This is a genomic window from Vicingus serpentipes, assembly GCF_007993035.1.
GTDB lineage: Bacteria > Bacteroidota > Bacteroidia > Flavobacteriales_E > Vicingaceae > Vicingus > Vicingus serpentipes.
Map to the genome: position 1 here is coordinate 1 of NZ_VOOS01000002.1, position 15,965 is coordinate 15,965.

Below are 15,965 nucleotides of genomic sequence, written 5' to 3' on the forward strand. Positions count from 1 at the left end.
ATTATTTACAGCACCAGCAACATGTAACGGTTGTGGAGCTAACGCAGGAACTATATCTAAATAATAAACAAATGAGATTATACAAATACATATTTGTTCTTGTCTGTTTATTTTTTCAAGTAAACTTAGTTTCTGGAGCATGTGATTTTACTTCTTCAGAACCTGTGGTAATAATACCCTCTGGTACACATAATTCTGCAGTTGGATATACTCAAATTTATGTTTTAACTGATTTTAATGGCGATATAATAGCAACTAGTTCAACAGGAAACTTTGGTATTCAAAATTTTGGAAGTTATAATGCCTACTCAATAAATTATGATAATTCAAATGCTCCTGTAATTCCGGTTGTAGGAGTTAATATTAGTTCAATAAATACAGGTTGTTATAATATTTCTTCAGCTTTACCTATTACTGTTTGTAATACCTCTGTCGATAGTGTTTGTGAAAATTCAGGTAATGATATTGTAATTGCAATGAACCCTAATTATAATTTTGCTACTGGTTATAATCAGATACTGGTTATGGTCGATAATGCAACAGGTAATATTGTTTCAATAAAAAATTTAGATTTAATTACAGGCTCAGCTACTTTTACAACAGATGCTGTAACTGGAGAATTAACACTTGGTAACTATACTGTTTATGCTGTAAACTATCAAACCCCAGAAACATTAGCTACTCTTGGTCTATTGTTGGGTAACGCTTGGCCAGGAACTTTTGGTGCAGCTTGTGCAAATTCATCAGGTGGTGATTTAATAAAAGTAGAATCTTGTTGTGGTCCTATTACATTCGATTTAGATTCAACTGATTTATTATGCTTTAATGATTTTTCAGGGCAAATTAATGTCTCAAATATTAATGGAGGTACGCCTAATTATAATTTTAGTATTGATAATATAACTTACCAGACGAGTACAAACTTTTCTAATCTTGACACCGGGAACTATACAGTTTACATTAGAGATACATTAGGTTGTTTAGATTCTAGTTTTACTCAAATAAATCAACCTGCTGAATTAGATTTATCATTTTTAGTTGATTCCGTAAGATGTTTTGGTGGTAATACAGGTCAAATTTCGGTTTCATTAACAGGAGGTTCAATACCTTATAATTTTAATTGGAGTTCATCATTAAATGCAGATAGTATTGAATCAAATTTATTTGCCGGCTTGGATACTTTAAATGTTACCGATAATAATGGTTGCTCTATAGATACTATTATTGAAGTTTATGAACCAACAAATCTAGTTTACTCATCAAATATTATAAATGCTAATTGCGGTGTTGCTGATGGTAGTATTAAAATTAATATGTCAGGAGGTATTCCAAACTATCAATATAGTTTAGACAATGGAGTAACTTTTTTACCTTCAGATTCTTTTCCAAATTTATCTGCTGGTCTTTATGATGTAGTAGTTGAAGATGCAAAAGGTTGTCAATTTATTATTCAGGAAAATATAATAAATAATGGAGCACCAGTTATTGATAGTTTAATTGTTATCAATCCATTGTGTAATGGCCAAACAGGTCAAATTAATGTTTATGCATCTGGAGGTACCGGAATTATTCAATATAATTTAGATGGAGGTTTGTTTCAAACAAATAATGATTTTACAAATTTAATTGCAAATACATATACTGTTAATATTGAAGATGAGAACAATTGCACATTAGATTCAGTTGTTGAAATAATAGAGCCATCAGCTTTAAATTCTCAAATACAAGTAACTGATGTTTCCTGCTTTGGTTTAAACGATGGAGAAATATCTGTTACAGTTTCTGGTGGTACTTCTCCTTATTTTTATAGTTGGACTTCATCTGCAAATACGGATAGTACTGAATCAAATTTATTTGCAGGTATTGATACATTAACAGTTACAGATAATAGCGGTTGTTTTTTCGATTCAATAATTACTGTTAATGAACCAATTGATTTTACTGTAGATATTTTAGTTGTCGATTCAATTGATTGTTTTGGAAGTGATAATGGAATCCTTTCAGCCTCAGTATCACCAAATCCAAATGATTATCAATATAATTGGGTCTCACCTATAGTATTAAATAGTCCAGTAATAACAGATCTTACAACAAATATATATACTGTTGTAGCAACTAATATTTTAACTGGTTGTACCGATACTAATTTTATTGATTTAATTGAACCTGAAGAGTTAGTTTTAACTCTGGATTCTAATCAGCAAATTTGTATTGGTCAAACTGCAGTACTTACTTCTAATGTAAATGGTGGAACAGGTGTTATTGGGTATAATTGGAATAATGGGTTACCAAATAATGCTTTGCAAAATGTATCTCCAATTTTAACTACAGAATATACACTAAATGTAACAGATGAAAATGGATGTATTTCTGATACACTTTCTGTATTAATTAGTGTTAGAGATTCATTACATATTGTAGCCTTTAATGATACTACAATATGTGAAGGTAGTCAAGTTAATATTAGCTCTCTTGCAAATGGAGGAGACGGTAATTATAACTTTAACTGGAGCAATGGAATTAACACTGCTCAATTTAATGATTCGCCTAACAACTCAATTAATTACGTAGTAACATTAACTGATGGTTGTGGATCTCCAGCTGTTTATGATACAGTTAAAGTTGTGGTAAATCAATTGCCAATTGCTTCATTCAATAGAGATGAAGTAGAGGGATGTTATCCAGTTTCTTCAGCTTATTTTGCAAACGCGTTTGATGCTACAAATCAATATAGCTGGGTGTTATCAAATGGAGATGTAGTTTCAAATTTAGATTCACTTGTAGCTGATTTTAATACTCCTGGCTGTTATGATTTAACATTAAATGTTACAAGCGCAGAAGGTTGTGTTTCTAATTCCACTTTCTTAAATGCAATTTGTGTATATGATTATCCTGTTGCCAGTTTTGAGTCTATTTTAAATGATGATGAGTTTAATAGCACGCTTATTAACTTTAATAATCTTTCAACAGGAGGAACAATTTTTAATTGGACATTTGATAGTTTTGGAAACTCAGATTTACAGGATCCTTCTTTTGAATTTCCTTTAACAGACAGTATAGGTGTTTATGAAGTTTGTTTAGATGTTGAAAATATTTACGGATGTAGTAATTCAATCTGTGATCTTATTGATATTATAAATGAAGATTTGTTCTTTATACCTAATACTTTTACTCCTGATGGAGACAATAGAAATGACATATTTATTCCTGTTATTTCAGGTTATGACCGTTCTAATTATCAATTCCAGATTTTTGATAGATGGGGTGAGTTAATTTTTGAAACAGATGATATTGATACTGGATGGGATGGAGTTTATAAAGGTACGGTGGTTCAACAAGATGTTTATGTTTGGAAAATCACAGCAAAAAAAATAAAAACACAAGAAATAGAGAATTATATAGGTCATGTTAATGTTCTAAAATAGATTTTAATCAGACATTTTAATTTTTGTAAAAAAAATATTTTTTAGCTGCCTAAATGGTTGTAAGTTTGTACCAGTTATGAAAATAAAAGTTATTATACCATCTATCGTCAACATTATTATTAATAATGTAACAGGGATGGTGTAACTAGTTTTATATAGTAAAGTTTAGTTTAAAAGCCATCCAAAAGGATGGCTTTTTTTTATTAAAAAAATTAAAAACAAAAAAAAATGTATTACAACGAAAACACAACAGTATTCTTAAATGGAAAATGGTTAAAAGCATCAGAAGCTAAAACTGATTTATATGCTCAAACATTACACTACGGTAATGGTGTGTTTGAAGGTATTAGATCTTATGATACCGAAGATGGTGTTCAAGTTTTTAAAGCCAAAGAACATTACGAAAGATTACTATATTCTGCACAAAAAATGCACATTAATATGAATTATACTGTTGAGGAATTAACTTCACTTACTTACGAATTGTTAGAGAAAAATAATTTAAAAGATGCCTATATTCGTCCTTTAGTTTATCTAGGAGCAAATATGAGTTTACAGCCAACTGAAGAAGTAAATGTGTTTTTGTGTGCATGGGAATGGGGTAAATATTTAGGTAATGATTTATTAAACTTAATGACTTCTTCATATCAACGCCCAAATCCTAAATCTTGCCATGTAGAAGCAAAAGTGGTTGGTCATTATACAAATTCTATATTAGCAACTACTGAAGCAAAAAGTAAAGGTTTTGATGAAGCATTATTATTAGATGCAAAAGGAAATGTGGCTGAAGGACCAGGAGCAAACTTTTTTTATGAAAAAGATGGTGTAATTTACACGTCACCTTTAGGAAATATTTTACCAGGAATAACAAGATCTACAGTAATAGGATTGGCTAAAGAGTTAAATTTTAAAGTGGTTGAAAAATATTTTACACCAGAAGAAGTAAAAGGAGCTGATGGAGCTTTCTTTACAGGGACTGCAGCAGAAGTTGCAGGAATAGCTTCTTTAGATGGTGTTAATTTTAAAATGAAATGGGAAGATACTATGGGCTCTGAATTAGCTAGAATGTATAAGCACAGAGTATCTTCAAGAGAATATAAAAGTTTTGATTTAGTATAATATAAAAATTATGGAACTAAATAAGTTTAGTAAAAGAGTATCTCAAGATGATACACAACCAGCAGCGCAAGCCATGTTGCATGCAATAGGTTTAACAAAAGAAGATTTTACAAAACCCTTTGTTGGAGTTGGCAGTACAGGTTATGAAGGAAATCCTTGTAACATGCATTTAAACGGATTAGCTCTTCATGTTAAAAAAGGTATAAATAAAGCAAATGGAGTAGGCTTAGTTTTTAATACTATAGGTGTGAGCGATGGAATATCTATGGGAACTCCTGGCATGCGTTATTCTTTGCCTTCAAGAGATGTAATTGCAGATTCAATGGAAACTGTAGTTGAAGGGATGAGTTATGATGGATTAGTAACTGTTGTTGGGTGTGATAAAAATATGCCTGGAGCTCTAATTGCGATGTTAAGATTAAATCGTCCTTCTATTTTGGTTTATGGTGGCACAGTAGATTCAGGAAGTTGTCATGGGAAAAAATTAGATATTGTTTCTTCATTTGAAGCATGGGGAGCAAAGATGGCAGGAACAATGGATGAAAAAGAATTTCAAGAAATTATAGAAAATGCAGTACCTGGAGCTGGTGCTTGCGGTGGAATGTATACTGCAAACACAATGGCTTCGGCAATTGAAGCACTAGGTATGGCTTTACCTTATAATTCTTCAAACCCTGCTTTAAGTGCTGATAAAGAAAAAGAAAGTTATAATGCAGGAAGTCAGGTAGTAGAATTGTTAAAATTAGATTTGAAGCCTTCAGATATAGTAAATAAAAAATCGATTGAAAATGCTATTACATTAGTAACAGTGTTAGGAGGTTCAACTAATGCTGTGTTACATTTTTTAGCAATTGCTGATGCTGCTCAAGTAGATTTTACGTTAGAAGATTTTAAAAGAATAAGTGATCAAACACCATTCTTGGCTGATTTAAAACCAAGTGGAAAGTATCTTATGGAAGATGTGCATAAAATAGGAGGTACACCGGCTGTTTTAAAATATTTATTAAACAAAGGGATGCTTCATGGTGATTGTCTTACGGTAACTGGAAAAACATTAGCTGAAAATTTAGCGGAAGTTCCAGATTTATTGGAAAATCAAGATGTTATTCGTCCGCTTGAAAATCCTTTAAAAGAAACAGGCCATATTAGAATTTTAGAAGGAAATATTGCTTTAGATGGTTCGGTAGCAAAAATAACAGGTAAAGAAGGCTTGAAATTTACTGGTACTGCTAAAGTTTATAATGGAGAATATGAAGCAAATGATGGGATAAGAAATGGCGAGGTAAAAAAAGGTGATGTTGTGGTTATAAGATATGAAGGACCAAAAGGAGGACCAGGAATGCCAGAAATGTTAAAACCTACAGCTGCAATAATGGGAGCAGGCTTAGGTCAAGATGTGGCACTAATTACTGATGGCCGTTTTTCTGGTGGTACTCATGGTTTCGTTGTAGGACACATTACACCTGAAGCACAGATTGGAGGTAATATAGCTTTATTAAAAGATGGCGATGTGATTACAATAGATGCTGAATTGAATACGATAAATGTTGATTTAACGGATGAACAATTAGCTGAAAGAAGAAATAATTGGATAGCACCTGAACTTAAAGTAAAAAGAGGTGTTTTATACAAATATGCAAAAACTGTTTCATCAGCATCTTTAGGGTGTGTTACCGATAAATTTTAAGAAATGGAAGATTTAAAAGTTGAAAAAAAGAAGACAAAACTTAAAATAAGTGGAGCTGAAGCTGTTGTAAAGTGTTTGCTAGCTGAAGGTGTTGATTTAATGTTTGGATATCCTGGCGGAGCAATTATGCCAGTTTACGATGCTCTTTACGATTATCAAGATAAATTAAATCACGTTTTAACAAGACATGAACAAGGGGCTATTCACTCAGCTCAAGGTTATGCTCGTTCTTCAGGTAAAGTTGGTGTTTGTATAGCTACATCAGGACCCGGAGCGACTAATTTAATAACGGGAATAGCTGATGCTCAAATTGATTCTACTCCTTTAGTCTGTATTACAGGTCAAGTTCACTCACATTTATTAGGTACTGATGCATTTCAAGAAACTGATGTTGTAGGTATATCAATGCCTGTAACAAAATGGAACTGTCAAGTTACTAAAGCAGAAGATATACCAGCAGCTTTAGCTAAAGCATTTTATATCGCTCGTTCAGGAAGACCTGGACCTGTTTTAGTTGACATAACTAAAGATGCTCAGTTTGGCGAATTTGAGTTTCACTATGAGAAATGTAATCAAGTAAGAAGCTATGTAGCTAAACCAAAAGTAGATTTAGCAAGTGTTAAAGCAGCAGCAGATTTAATAAATCAAGCAAAAAAGCCTTTTGTATTATTTGGTCAAGGAGTTATTTTAGCTGAAGCTGAGGAAGAATTTAAAGCGTTTATCGAAAAAGCTGGATTACCTTCAGCATGGACTATTATGGGGTTATCTGCATTAGCAACAAATCACCCTTTAAATATTGGTATGTTGGGGATGCATGGTAATTATGCACCAAATGTTTTAACTAACGAATGTGATGTTTTAATTGCTGTAGGAATGCGATTTGATGACAGGGTTACTGGAAATTTAGAAAAGTATGCTAAACAAGCAAAAGTTGTTCATTTGGAGATTGACCCTGCTGAAATCGACAAAAATGTAAAAAGTACTGTTGCAGTTTTAGGTGATTGTAAAGAATCGCTTAAGGAACTTACTAAATTAGTAGATAAAAAAACACATCTAAATTGGCTAAATAAATTTTATGAGTTAAGAGAAATTGAAAAAACGAAAGTAATAGATGCTGAAACTAACCCAACTGATGGAGAATTAACTATGGGGGAGGTTATTTCAAGAATAAATGAAGTAACTAAAGGAGAAGCAATAGTTGTTACAGATGTAGGACAACACCAAATGATTGCGTGTAGATATGCAGCTTTTAATCAAACCAAAAGCATGATAACTTCTGGAGGGTTAGGTACAATGGGCTTTTGTTTACCAGCAGCAATAGGAGCTAAATTTGGTGCACCAAATAGGCAAGTAATAGGTGTTATTGGCGATGGTGGATTTCAAATGACAATTCAAGAATTAGGGACTATATTTCAAACTAAAATAGATGTTAAGCTATTAATCCTAAATAATGAGTTTTTAGGAATGGTTCGTCAATGGCAAGATTTATTTTTTGATAAACGCTATTCTTCAACTGAAATGGTTAATCCTGACTTCCAAACAATAGCAAAAGGATATGGTTTGGCTACTAATAAAGTTGATAAAAGATCATTATTAGATGATGCAATAAAGGAAATGTTGAATCATAAAGGATCTTACCTTTTAGAAGTAATGGTTGGAAAAGAAAATAATGTATTTCCAATGGTTCCTACAGGAGCTTCAGTGTCAGAAATACGTTTAGATTAAAAATCGGAAAAAATGAGTAAAACACAATTTACAATATCTGTTTTTACAGAAGATCAGATTGGATTATTAAATAGAGTAAGTATAATATTTACAAGAAGGCATATAAATATTGAAAGTATAGCTGCTTCTGAGAGTGAAATTAAAGGAATACACCGTTATACAATTGTAATTACAGAGGAAGAAGAATTAGTAATTAAGGTAGTAAAGCAATTAGATAAGCAAGTTGATGTTGTGAGAGCTTTTTACCATACAAATGAAGAAGTTGTATTTCAAGAAATAGCATTGTATAAAGTAGCTACAAATGTTTTAGCGGCTGGAGGAAATGCGGAGAAAATTGTACGAAAACATAATGCTAGATTTTTAACTGTAGAACCAGCATTTACAATTATTGAAAAAACTGGACATAAAGAAGAAACTCAGCTATTATTTGACGAATTAGCACCTTACGGCATTTTAGAATTTGTCAGGTCAGGGAGAGTGGCTATAACAAAACCAATGAAAGAATTAAGGGAATATTTAAACGAATTAGAAATTGCATCAGCAAATAAATAAAGAAATAAGATGAAAAATTACTTCAATACATTACCACTAAGAAAACAGTTAGAGCAACTTGGAACTTGCGATTTTATGGATTCATCAGAATTTGATGAAGGAACAAGTAAACTAGAAGGTAAAAAAATTGTTATCGTTGGATGTGGCTCTCAAGGGTTAAATCAAGGACTAAATATAAGAGATTCAGGATTAGATGTTTCATACACTTTGAGAGATTCTGCAATTAATGAAAAAAGAACCTCTTATTTAAATGCTTCTGAAAATGGTTTTAAAGTGGGTACATATCAAGAAATGATCCCTACAGCTGATTTGGTAATTAACTTAACTCCAGATAAGCAACATACTTCAGTTGTTCAAGCGGTTATGCCATTAATGAAAAATGGTGCTGCACTTTCATATTCTCATGGTTTTAATATTGTTGAGGAAGGTATGGAAATCAGAAAAGATATTACCGTTGTAATGGTAGCTCCTAAATCACCGGGTACTGAAGTGAGAGAAGAATTTAAAAGAGGATTTGGAGTACCAACTTTAATAGCTGTTCATCCAGAAAATGATCCAAATGGAGATGGTTTGGAGATAGCAAAAGCTTATTGTGTAGGAACAGGTGGTCATAAAGCAGGTGTGTTACATTCGTCTTTTGTTGCGGAAGTTAAATCTGATTTAATGGGAGAACAAACCATATTATGTGGGGTATTACAAACTGGCTCTATATTATGTTTTGATAAAATGGTTGAAAAAGGTGTAGAACCTGGTTATGCTGCAAAACTAATTCAATATGGATGGGAAGTAATTACAGAAGCATTAAAGCATGGTGGAATTACTAACATGATGGATAGACTTTCAAATCCTGCAAAAATAGCAGCGTTTGATATTGCTGAAGAATTAAAAGAAATAATGACTCCTTTATTTCAAAAACATATGGATGATATTATGTCTGGTGAATTTTCGAAAGGCATGATGAAAGATTGGGCGAATAATGATGCCGATTTATTAAAGTGGAGAGCTGAGACAGGTGAAACAGCTTTTGAAAAAACAGAAGCAATATCTTCTGAATTATCAGAACAAGAATATTTTGATAATGGATTGTTGATGGTAGCTTTTGTAAAAGCTGGTGTAGAGTTAGCTTTTGAAACAATGACAGAAACTGGAATAAAAGAAGAGTCGGCTTATTACGAATCGTTGCATGAAGCACCATTAATTGCAAATACAATTGCTCGTAAAAAACTGTTTGAAATGAACAGAATAATAAGTGATACAGCTGAATATGGTTGTTATTTGTTTGATCATTCATGCAAGCCTTTATTAGCTGATTTTATGAAAAAAGTTGATATCAATTTAATTGGTAAAAACTTCAATGAAAATATAAATACTGGAGTCGATAATAAAGAATTGATAGAAGTGAACGAATTAATCAGATTTCATCCGATAGAAATAATTGGTTATGAGTTAAGAGAATCGATGACTGAAATGACTAATTTAAATTAGGTTTAAATGAAAACAGCTACTTATTTTCCAAAATTAGAAGATGTAAAATTTGCCTCTAGTATTTTAAAAGATGTGGCATCTGAAACTCCTTTGATGATAAATTTTAATGCATCAAAAGAGCATGATGCAACCATTTATTTAAAAAGAGAAGATTTACAAAATGTAAGATCTTACAAAATTAGAGGTGCTTTTAACAAAATAAGTAGTTTAACTAATGATGAATTAGCTAAAGGAGTAGTGTGTGCTAGTGCGGGAAATCATGCTCAAGGGGTTGCGTTTAGCTGTAGGTACAAAAAAATAAAAGGCGTAATATTTATGCCTTTACCAACTCCTCAACAAAAAATTGAACAAGTTAGAATGTTTGGAGAAGACTACGTTCAAATTAAATTAGTAGGAGACACTTTTGATGATGCACAGTTAGCTGCTAAAGAGTTTTGTACAAATAATCAGATGACATTTATTCCTCCATTTGATGATGAGAAAGTAATAGAAGGTCAAGCTACGGTTGGGTTGGAAATATTAGCGCAAGCTAAAGCTCCTATAGATTACCTTTTTTTACCAATAGGGGGTGGTGGATTGGCTGCAGGAGTCATTTCCGTTTTTAAACAATTGTCTCCAAATACAAAGGTTGTTGGAGTAGAACCAGAAGGAGCGCCTTCAATGAGTACTTCAATAAAAAATGGAGAGAATACCAAATTATTAAATATAGATAAGTTTATCGATGGCGCTGCCGTTCAAAAAGTAGGAGATTTAACTTTTCAAATTTGTAAAGATAATTTAGCTGATATGGTAGTTGTGCCTGAAGGCAAAGTTTGTGAAACCATTTTAAAATTGTACAATAAAGATGCTATAGTTGTTGAGCCAGCTGGAGCATTATCGTTAGCTGCTTTAGATCAATATCATGAAGAGATAAAAGGAAAAAATGTAGTTTGTGTATTAAGTGGAAGTAATAATGATATTACTCGAATGGAGGAAATAAAAGAAAGAGCACTTTTATATAGTGGATTAAAACATTATTTTATTGTCAATTTTGCGCAACGAGCAGGAGCTTTAAAAGAGTTTGTAAATGATATTTTAGGTCCAAATGATGATATTACCTATTTTGAGTTTTCTCAAAAAAATAATAGAGAAAAAGGCCCTGCAGTTGTTGGAGTTCAACTAAAGTCTAAAGAAGATTTACAGCCTTTAATGTTGAGAATGATGGATAGAGGTGTATTAGGAGAGTACTTAAATGAGAAGCCTAATTTGCTAAATATGATTATCTAAGATTGTATTTATAAATATTAAGATAGGTATTCTTAATTTTACCTTTCTTATGATAAATGAAATTGATTTAGCTTCGTTAAAAGAAAAAGAATTACTTGAAAAAGGTTTAAAACTTCCAATTATGGAAGAGTTTTATTCCATTCAAGGAGAAGGATATAACTCAGGAAAAGCAGCTTATTTTATTCGAGTTGGTGGTTGTGATGTTGGATGTCATTGGTGTGATGTGAAAGAAAGTTGGAATCCTAATACTCATCCATTAACTGATATTTCTCAAATTGTAAAAAACATACAAAAATTCCCAGCTAAATCCATAGTTGTTACAGGGGGTGAACCAACCATTTATAATTTAGAAGAAATTACAACACAGTTACTTCAAATTGGTGTTGAGTTGTTTTTAGAAACATCCGGAGCTTACAAATTAACTGGAAAGTGGCACTGGATTTGCTTATCTCCAAAGAAAAACAAATTACCTTTAAAAGAAAATTACAGCTTAGCTCACGAATTAAAAGTGATTATACACAATAAGCATGATTTGAGATGGGCTGAAGAACAAGCTGAATTTGTAAATAAGAAGTGTAAATTGTATCTTCAACCTGAATGGAGTAAAGTAGACGAGATTATGCCGATTATAATTGATTATGTAATGGAAAACCCAAAATGGAATGTTTCGCTACAAACCCATAAATACATGAAAATACCTTAACTATGAGATTATCTTCAATTCTAATAATTCTTGGTTTATTGTTTGCTAGCTTTTCAATAAAGGCGCAAGATAAAAAATATACTAGCTCTAATAAAAAAGCAATTAAGCTTTACGAAGAAGGAAAGAATGCATACGATATGCGTAATAATGAACTTGCTGAGCTTAATTTTTTAGAAGCATTAGAAAAAGATCCAAATTTCGCTGAGCCTGAATTATTATTGGCTTATGTTTATACAGAAACAGGAAGATATGAAGAGGCAATTGAACACTATAACAAATCAATAGCTATAAAACCTGATTTGTTTCCAGAAGCTCACGCTTCTGTTGGCCTGCTTGAATTACGATTTGGTAAATATGAAGAGGCTCAAAAAAACCTAACGAACTATTTTAAGTTTACCGACTCGCCATTAATGATGAAAGAGCCTGCAAAAAAAGGATTAATTGATTGCGAGTTTGCAATGGAAGCATTGCAGCATCCAGTTCCTTTTGAACCAAAAAATTTAGGAGAAGGAATTAATAGTGAGTTACCTGAATATTTTCCTTCACTTTCGGCAGATGGAATGTATTTATTATATACACGTAGATTGAATTCAGAAAAAACATACGATGGGTTTAACGAAGATTTTTATGTAAGTAAATATGATGGACATAATTGGTCTAAAGCAATAAATTTAAAAGGAATTAACAGCTTAAACAATGAAGGTGCTCCAACAATATCGCCAAACGGACAATTTTTAATTTTCACATCTTGTGCCGATATGAATGGTTATGGACCAGATAGAAAAGGTTATGGAAGTTGTGATTTGTTTTATGCTTATAATATTGGTGGTAAATGGACAAATCCTAAAAACTTAGGAACACCAATTAATACTCAACATTGGGAAACTCAACCTTCTTTTTCTTCAGATGGTAAAACCCTTTATTTTATAAGAGGTTTTAGAACAAGAGGAGGAATTAAGCAACAAGATATTTGGACTAGCGAATTGAGTGATGGAGGAGTTTGGTCAACACCATCACGTTTAAGTGATGTAATTAACACTGATGGTAGAGAAGAATCTGTATTTATTCATCCAGATAATAAAACGTTGTATTTTTCTTCTGATGGACATCCTGGAATGGGAGGATTAGATTTGTTCATGAGTACAAAAAATGAAGACGGACAGTGGACAACCCCAGTTAACTTAGGCTATCCAATTAATACATTTAGTGATGAGAATAGTTTATTAGTTGATGCAGAAGGTAAGCTAGCATATTTTGCTAGTAACAGAGAAGGTGGTTTTGGAGAGTTAGATTTATATGCTTTTGAATTACCAGAAAATGCTCGTCCAAATAGAGTAACTTACTTAGCAGGAAAGGTTTATGATGCAGAAACTAAAGAAGTTCTTCCAGCACGTTTTGAGTTGATTAACTTACAAACCAAAGAAGTAGCAGTTCAGTCTTATGCTGATGAAGTAACTGGTGAATACTTAGTTTGTTTGCCGGTAAATAAAGATTATGCCTTGAATGTTTCTCAACCAGGTTATTTATTTCATTCTGAAAACTTTACTTTAACTGAGGGTACTATTGATAAGCCTTTTAAAAAGGATGTACCAATGCATAAAATTAAAGTGGGGCAAAGTGTAGTACTCAAAAATGTATTTTTTGAAACCGCTAAATTCGATTTAAAAACACGTTCAGAAATTGAGTTAGATAAATTGGTTGATTTCTTGAATAAAAATGAAAAACTTAAAATTGAATTGAGCGGACACACCGATAATGTTGGGGATAAAAAAATGAACCAAACTTTATCTGAAAATAGAAGTAAGGCTGTGTTTGATTATTTGGTGAAAAAAGGAATTGACGCTACCCGATTAACTACTAAAGGTTATGGAGATACTCAACCGATAGCTACTAACGATACTGATGCCGGTAGAGCCGAAAATAGAAGAACCGAATTTAAGGTTATAGCAAATTAAGATATACATCATTCCGGTTTTGATCAGGAATTTTTTTAGATTGGATGTAAAGGGAAATGAAGGTAATTAAATACATACTTCTGTTATTGATAAGTTTGAATTTCTTCTCACCTCTAAAAGCTCAACTCGACACGCTAAACAAAAAAAGATTAACCACCGTAATTGCATCAGAAGCAACTATTTATAGCGGAACAATGGTTGGGTTAAGCCAATTGTGGTATAAAGATGTCCCAACTACTTCTTTTCACACTTTTAATGATAACCAAGAATGGTTACAAATGGACAAAATAGGACACGCTGTAACATCTTATTATGTTGGTATGGCTGGTTATGAGGTGTTAAAGTGGAGTGGGGTAAGTGAGAAAAAAGCAACTTGGTATGGAGGAACTCTTGGTTTATTTTTATTGACCTCAGTGGAAGTTTTAGATGGTTACTCTGCCGATTGGGGTTTTTCTACTGGCGATATGGTTGCCAATGTTTCAGGTACTGGTTTGTTTATTGCGCAACAATTAGCTTGGAAAGAACAACGTGTGTTATTAAAGTATTCTTTTCATACAACCGATTATGCTGCTGTAAGACCAAATGTTTTAGGAAGTAATTTAAGCGAACAAGTTTTAAAGGATTATAACGGACAAACTTATTGGTTGAGTGCAAATATTGCTTCTTTCTTAAAAAACGACGCAAAGTTCCCTAAATGGCTTAATTTGGCTATTGGTTATGGTGCTGATGGAATGTTAGGCGGACATGATAATGTTTTTGTAACAGATGGTGTTTATTACGATTATAGTACAACTGAAAGAAAAAGACAATTTTACCTCTCGTTAGATATTGATTTAACCCGCATAAAAACCAAAAGTAAATTTGCCAATACGGTGCTAGGTGCATTTGGTTTTGTTAAGTTTCCTTTCCCAGCACTAGAGTTTAATCAAAATGGACAAACCAAGTTTAAAGGGTTTTATTTTTAGAGATTTCGTTTAACGGTTAGTATAAACGGTCTTTTTAACGCCGTTTATACATTGTTACCTACAGTCTATTATTTAATTAATTCACTAATCTTAATATCCTTTTCAAGTTCTGGTCTCCATTTTTCTTGACTTGACATGGTATCACATATTTTTTCGTGAAAATAAACCTGATACCAAGTCTTCTTATGAAAGTCACAAATGTTCTCATAAACCTTTTCAGAATGAATCATTAACTTCATTATGAATTCATCTTTAGGTTCTCTATGGTTGTTAATTACTTGACTAAGCCTAATGGGCTTAATATTAATGTCATCCGCAAATCTGTTTCTTTTTGAATATATTGTGTCAACATATAATTTAAGAAATTCAGAAAAGTGATTTCGATCGTCATATATTGGCTGTTTAATATATTCCTCCATTTTTAGCTTTAACTGCATAAGTTTAGCACGAATAATCTGATCCTTAGATAGATTCTTCATCCTATTTAATCGTGCCTCCATCAGTAAAGTAGCCTCAGATTTATACTCTTCGTTTGATTTGTATCTTGAGTCTAAACCATATTCAGCATCTTCAATAAAACCTTTGTTTTTCTTACTTTCCATGGTCATATAAATTTATTAAGTTCAATATTTCTGGTACTTCTATACTCAGCGTCATCCCTGTTGGTATCATATTATATTTACAAATATAATGCTCAGCAATTTGACTCTTTGGTCTTAATGATACGCAAGCATATTCGGCATATTCGTTAACTGCAATTTTTGCTGAAAAGGCTATTAAGTTACCAGCAATCTTATCATACTTTTTACCTTCCCCTTTATTTTCCTTGGATACAGTCAAGAGTCTAATATGTACTCTCCATTCATTTGGAATTCTTTCTAATGAAATAAGACCTAAAATTTCACTTGATCCAACAATTTGTAATTTATATACCTCATATTCATGTTCAACTTCCCAGTCAAAGAAATATCGACTTTTAGTTAAGACTTTATAGTCAACATCTTCTATGGGTGTAATTTCAATCTGATGCTCCACCTTGGATGAGGTATCTATTATTGTCATACGACAAATATATGAAAAAGT

At 32.2% G+C, this 15,965-nt stretch carries 12 protein-coding genes; 10 read left to right on the forward strand and 2 right to left on the reverse strand.

Annotated elements, in window-relative coordinates:
- Positions 1-71: 71 nt before the first annotated feature.
- From FRY74_RS03980 to FRY74_RS04025, 10 genes are all read left to right on the forward strand, one after another.
- Positions 72-3,425: a T9SS type B sorting domain-containing protein gene (locus FRY74_RS03980; protein ID WP_147098865.1), complete on the forward strand. Its 3,354-nt coding sequence runs from the start codon at positions 72-74 to the stop codon at positions 3,423-3,425.
- A gap of 228 nt (positions 3,426-3,653) precedes the next feature.
- Positions 3,654-4,544: a branched-chain amino acid transaminase gene (locus FRY74_RS03985; RefSeq protein WP_147098867.1), complete on the forward strand. Its 891-nt coding sequence runs from the start codon at positions 3,654-3,656 to the stop codon at positions 4,542-4,544.
- A gap of 10 nt (positions 4,545-4,554) precedes the next feature.
- Positions 4,555-6,231, forward strand: coding sequence for a dihydroxy-acid dehydratase (ilvD, locus tag FRY74_RS03990; protein WP_147098869.1), 1,677 nt, complete (start codon positions 4,555-4,557; stop codon positions 6,229-6,231).
- A gap of 3 nt (positions 6,232-6,234) precedes the next feature.
- Positions 6,235-7,956 carry a biosynthetic-type acetolactate synthase large subunit gene (ilvB, locus tag FRY74_RS03995; RefSeq protein ID WP_147098871.1) on the forward strand — a complete coding sequence of 574 codons (1,722 nt, stop codon included), beginning with the start codon at positions 6,235-6,237 and terminating at the stop codon, positions 7,954-7,956.
- Positions 7,957-7,968: 12 nt separating this feature from the next.
- Positions 7,969-8,508: an acetolactate synthase small subunit gene (gene ilvN / locus FRY74_RS04000; RefSeq protein ID WP_147098873.1), complete on the forward strand. Its 540-nt coding sequence runs from the start codon at positions 7,969-7,971 to the stop codon at positions 8,506-8,508.
- Positions 8,509-8,517: 9 nt separating this feature from the next.
- Positions 8,518-9,993 (forward strand): ketol-acid reductoisomerase, encoded by a 1,476-nt coding sequence (ilvC, locus tag FRY74_RS04005; RefSeq protein WP_147098875.1) that lies wholly within the window; start codon positions 8,518-8,520, stop codon positions 9,991-9,993.
- A 6-nt stretch (positions 9,994-9,999) separates the two neighbouring features.
- Positions 10,000-11,259 (forward strand): threonine ammonia-lyase, encoded by a 1,260-nt coding sequence (gene ilvA / locus FRY74_RS04010; protein ID WP_147098877.1) that lies wholly within the window; start codon positions 10,000-10,002, stop codon positions 11,257-11,259.
- A 49-nt stretch (positions 11,260-11,308) separates the two neighbouring features.
- Entirely contained in the window at positions 11,309-11,962 is a 654-nt protein-coding gene (locus tag FRY74_RS04015; protein ID WP_147098878.1) for a 7-carboxy-7-deazaguanine synthase QueE, read from the forward strand.
- Positions 11,963-11,964: 2 nt separating this feature from the next.
- Positions 11,965-13,917 carry an OmpA family protein gene (locus tag FRY74_RS04020; RefSeq protein ID WP_147098879.1) on the forward strand — a complete coding sequence of 651 codons (1,953 nt, stop codon included), beginning with the start codon at positions 11,965-11,967 and terminating at the stop codon, positions 13,915-13,917.
- A gap of 56 nt (positions 13,918-13,973) precedes the next feature.
- Complete coding sequence (locus tag FRY74_RS04025; protein ID WP_147098881.1) at positions 13,974-14,882, forward strand: DUF2279 domain-containing protein; 909 nt, start codon at positions 13,974-13,976, stop codon at positions 14,880-14,882.
- A gap of 68 nt (positions 14,883-14,950) precedes the next feature.
- Here the strand turns inward: FRY74_RS04025 and FRY74_RS04030 are convergent, their stop codons facing one another.
- The gene (locus FRY74_RS04030) at positions 14,951-15,490 is read right to left on the reverse strand and encodes a hypothetical protein (protein WP_223265821.1); all 540 of its coding nucleotides are present in this window, start codon (positions 15,488-15,490) and stop codon (positions 14,951-14,953) included.
- Positions 15,474-15,944 (reverse strand): N-acetyltransferase, encoded by a 471-nt coding sequence (locus FRY74_RS04035; protein ID WP_147098882.1) that lies wholly within the window; start codon positions 15,942-15,944, stop codon positions 15,474-15,476. Before FRY74_RS04035 ends, FRY74_RS04030 begins: the two co-directional genes overlap by 17 nt.
- Positions 15,945-15,965 lie beyond the last annotated feature (21 nt).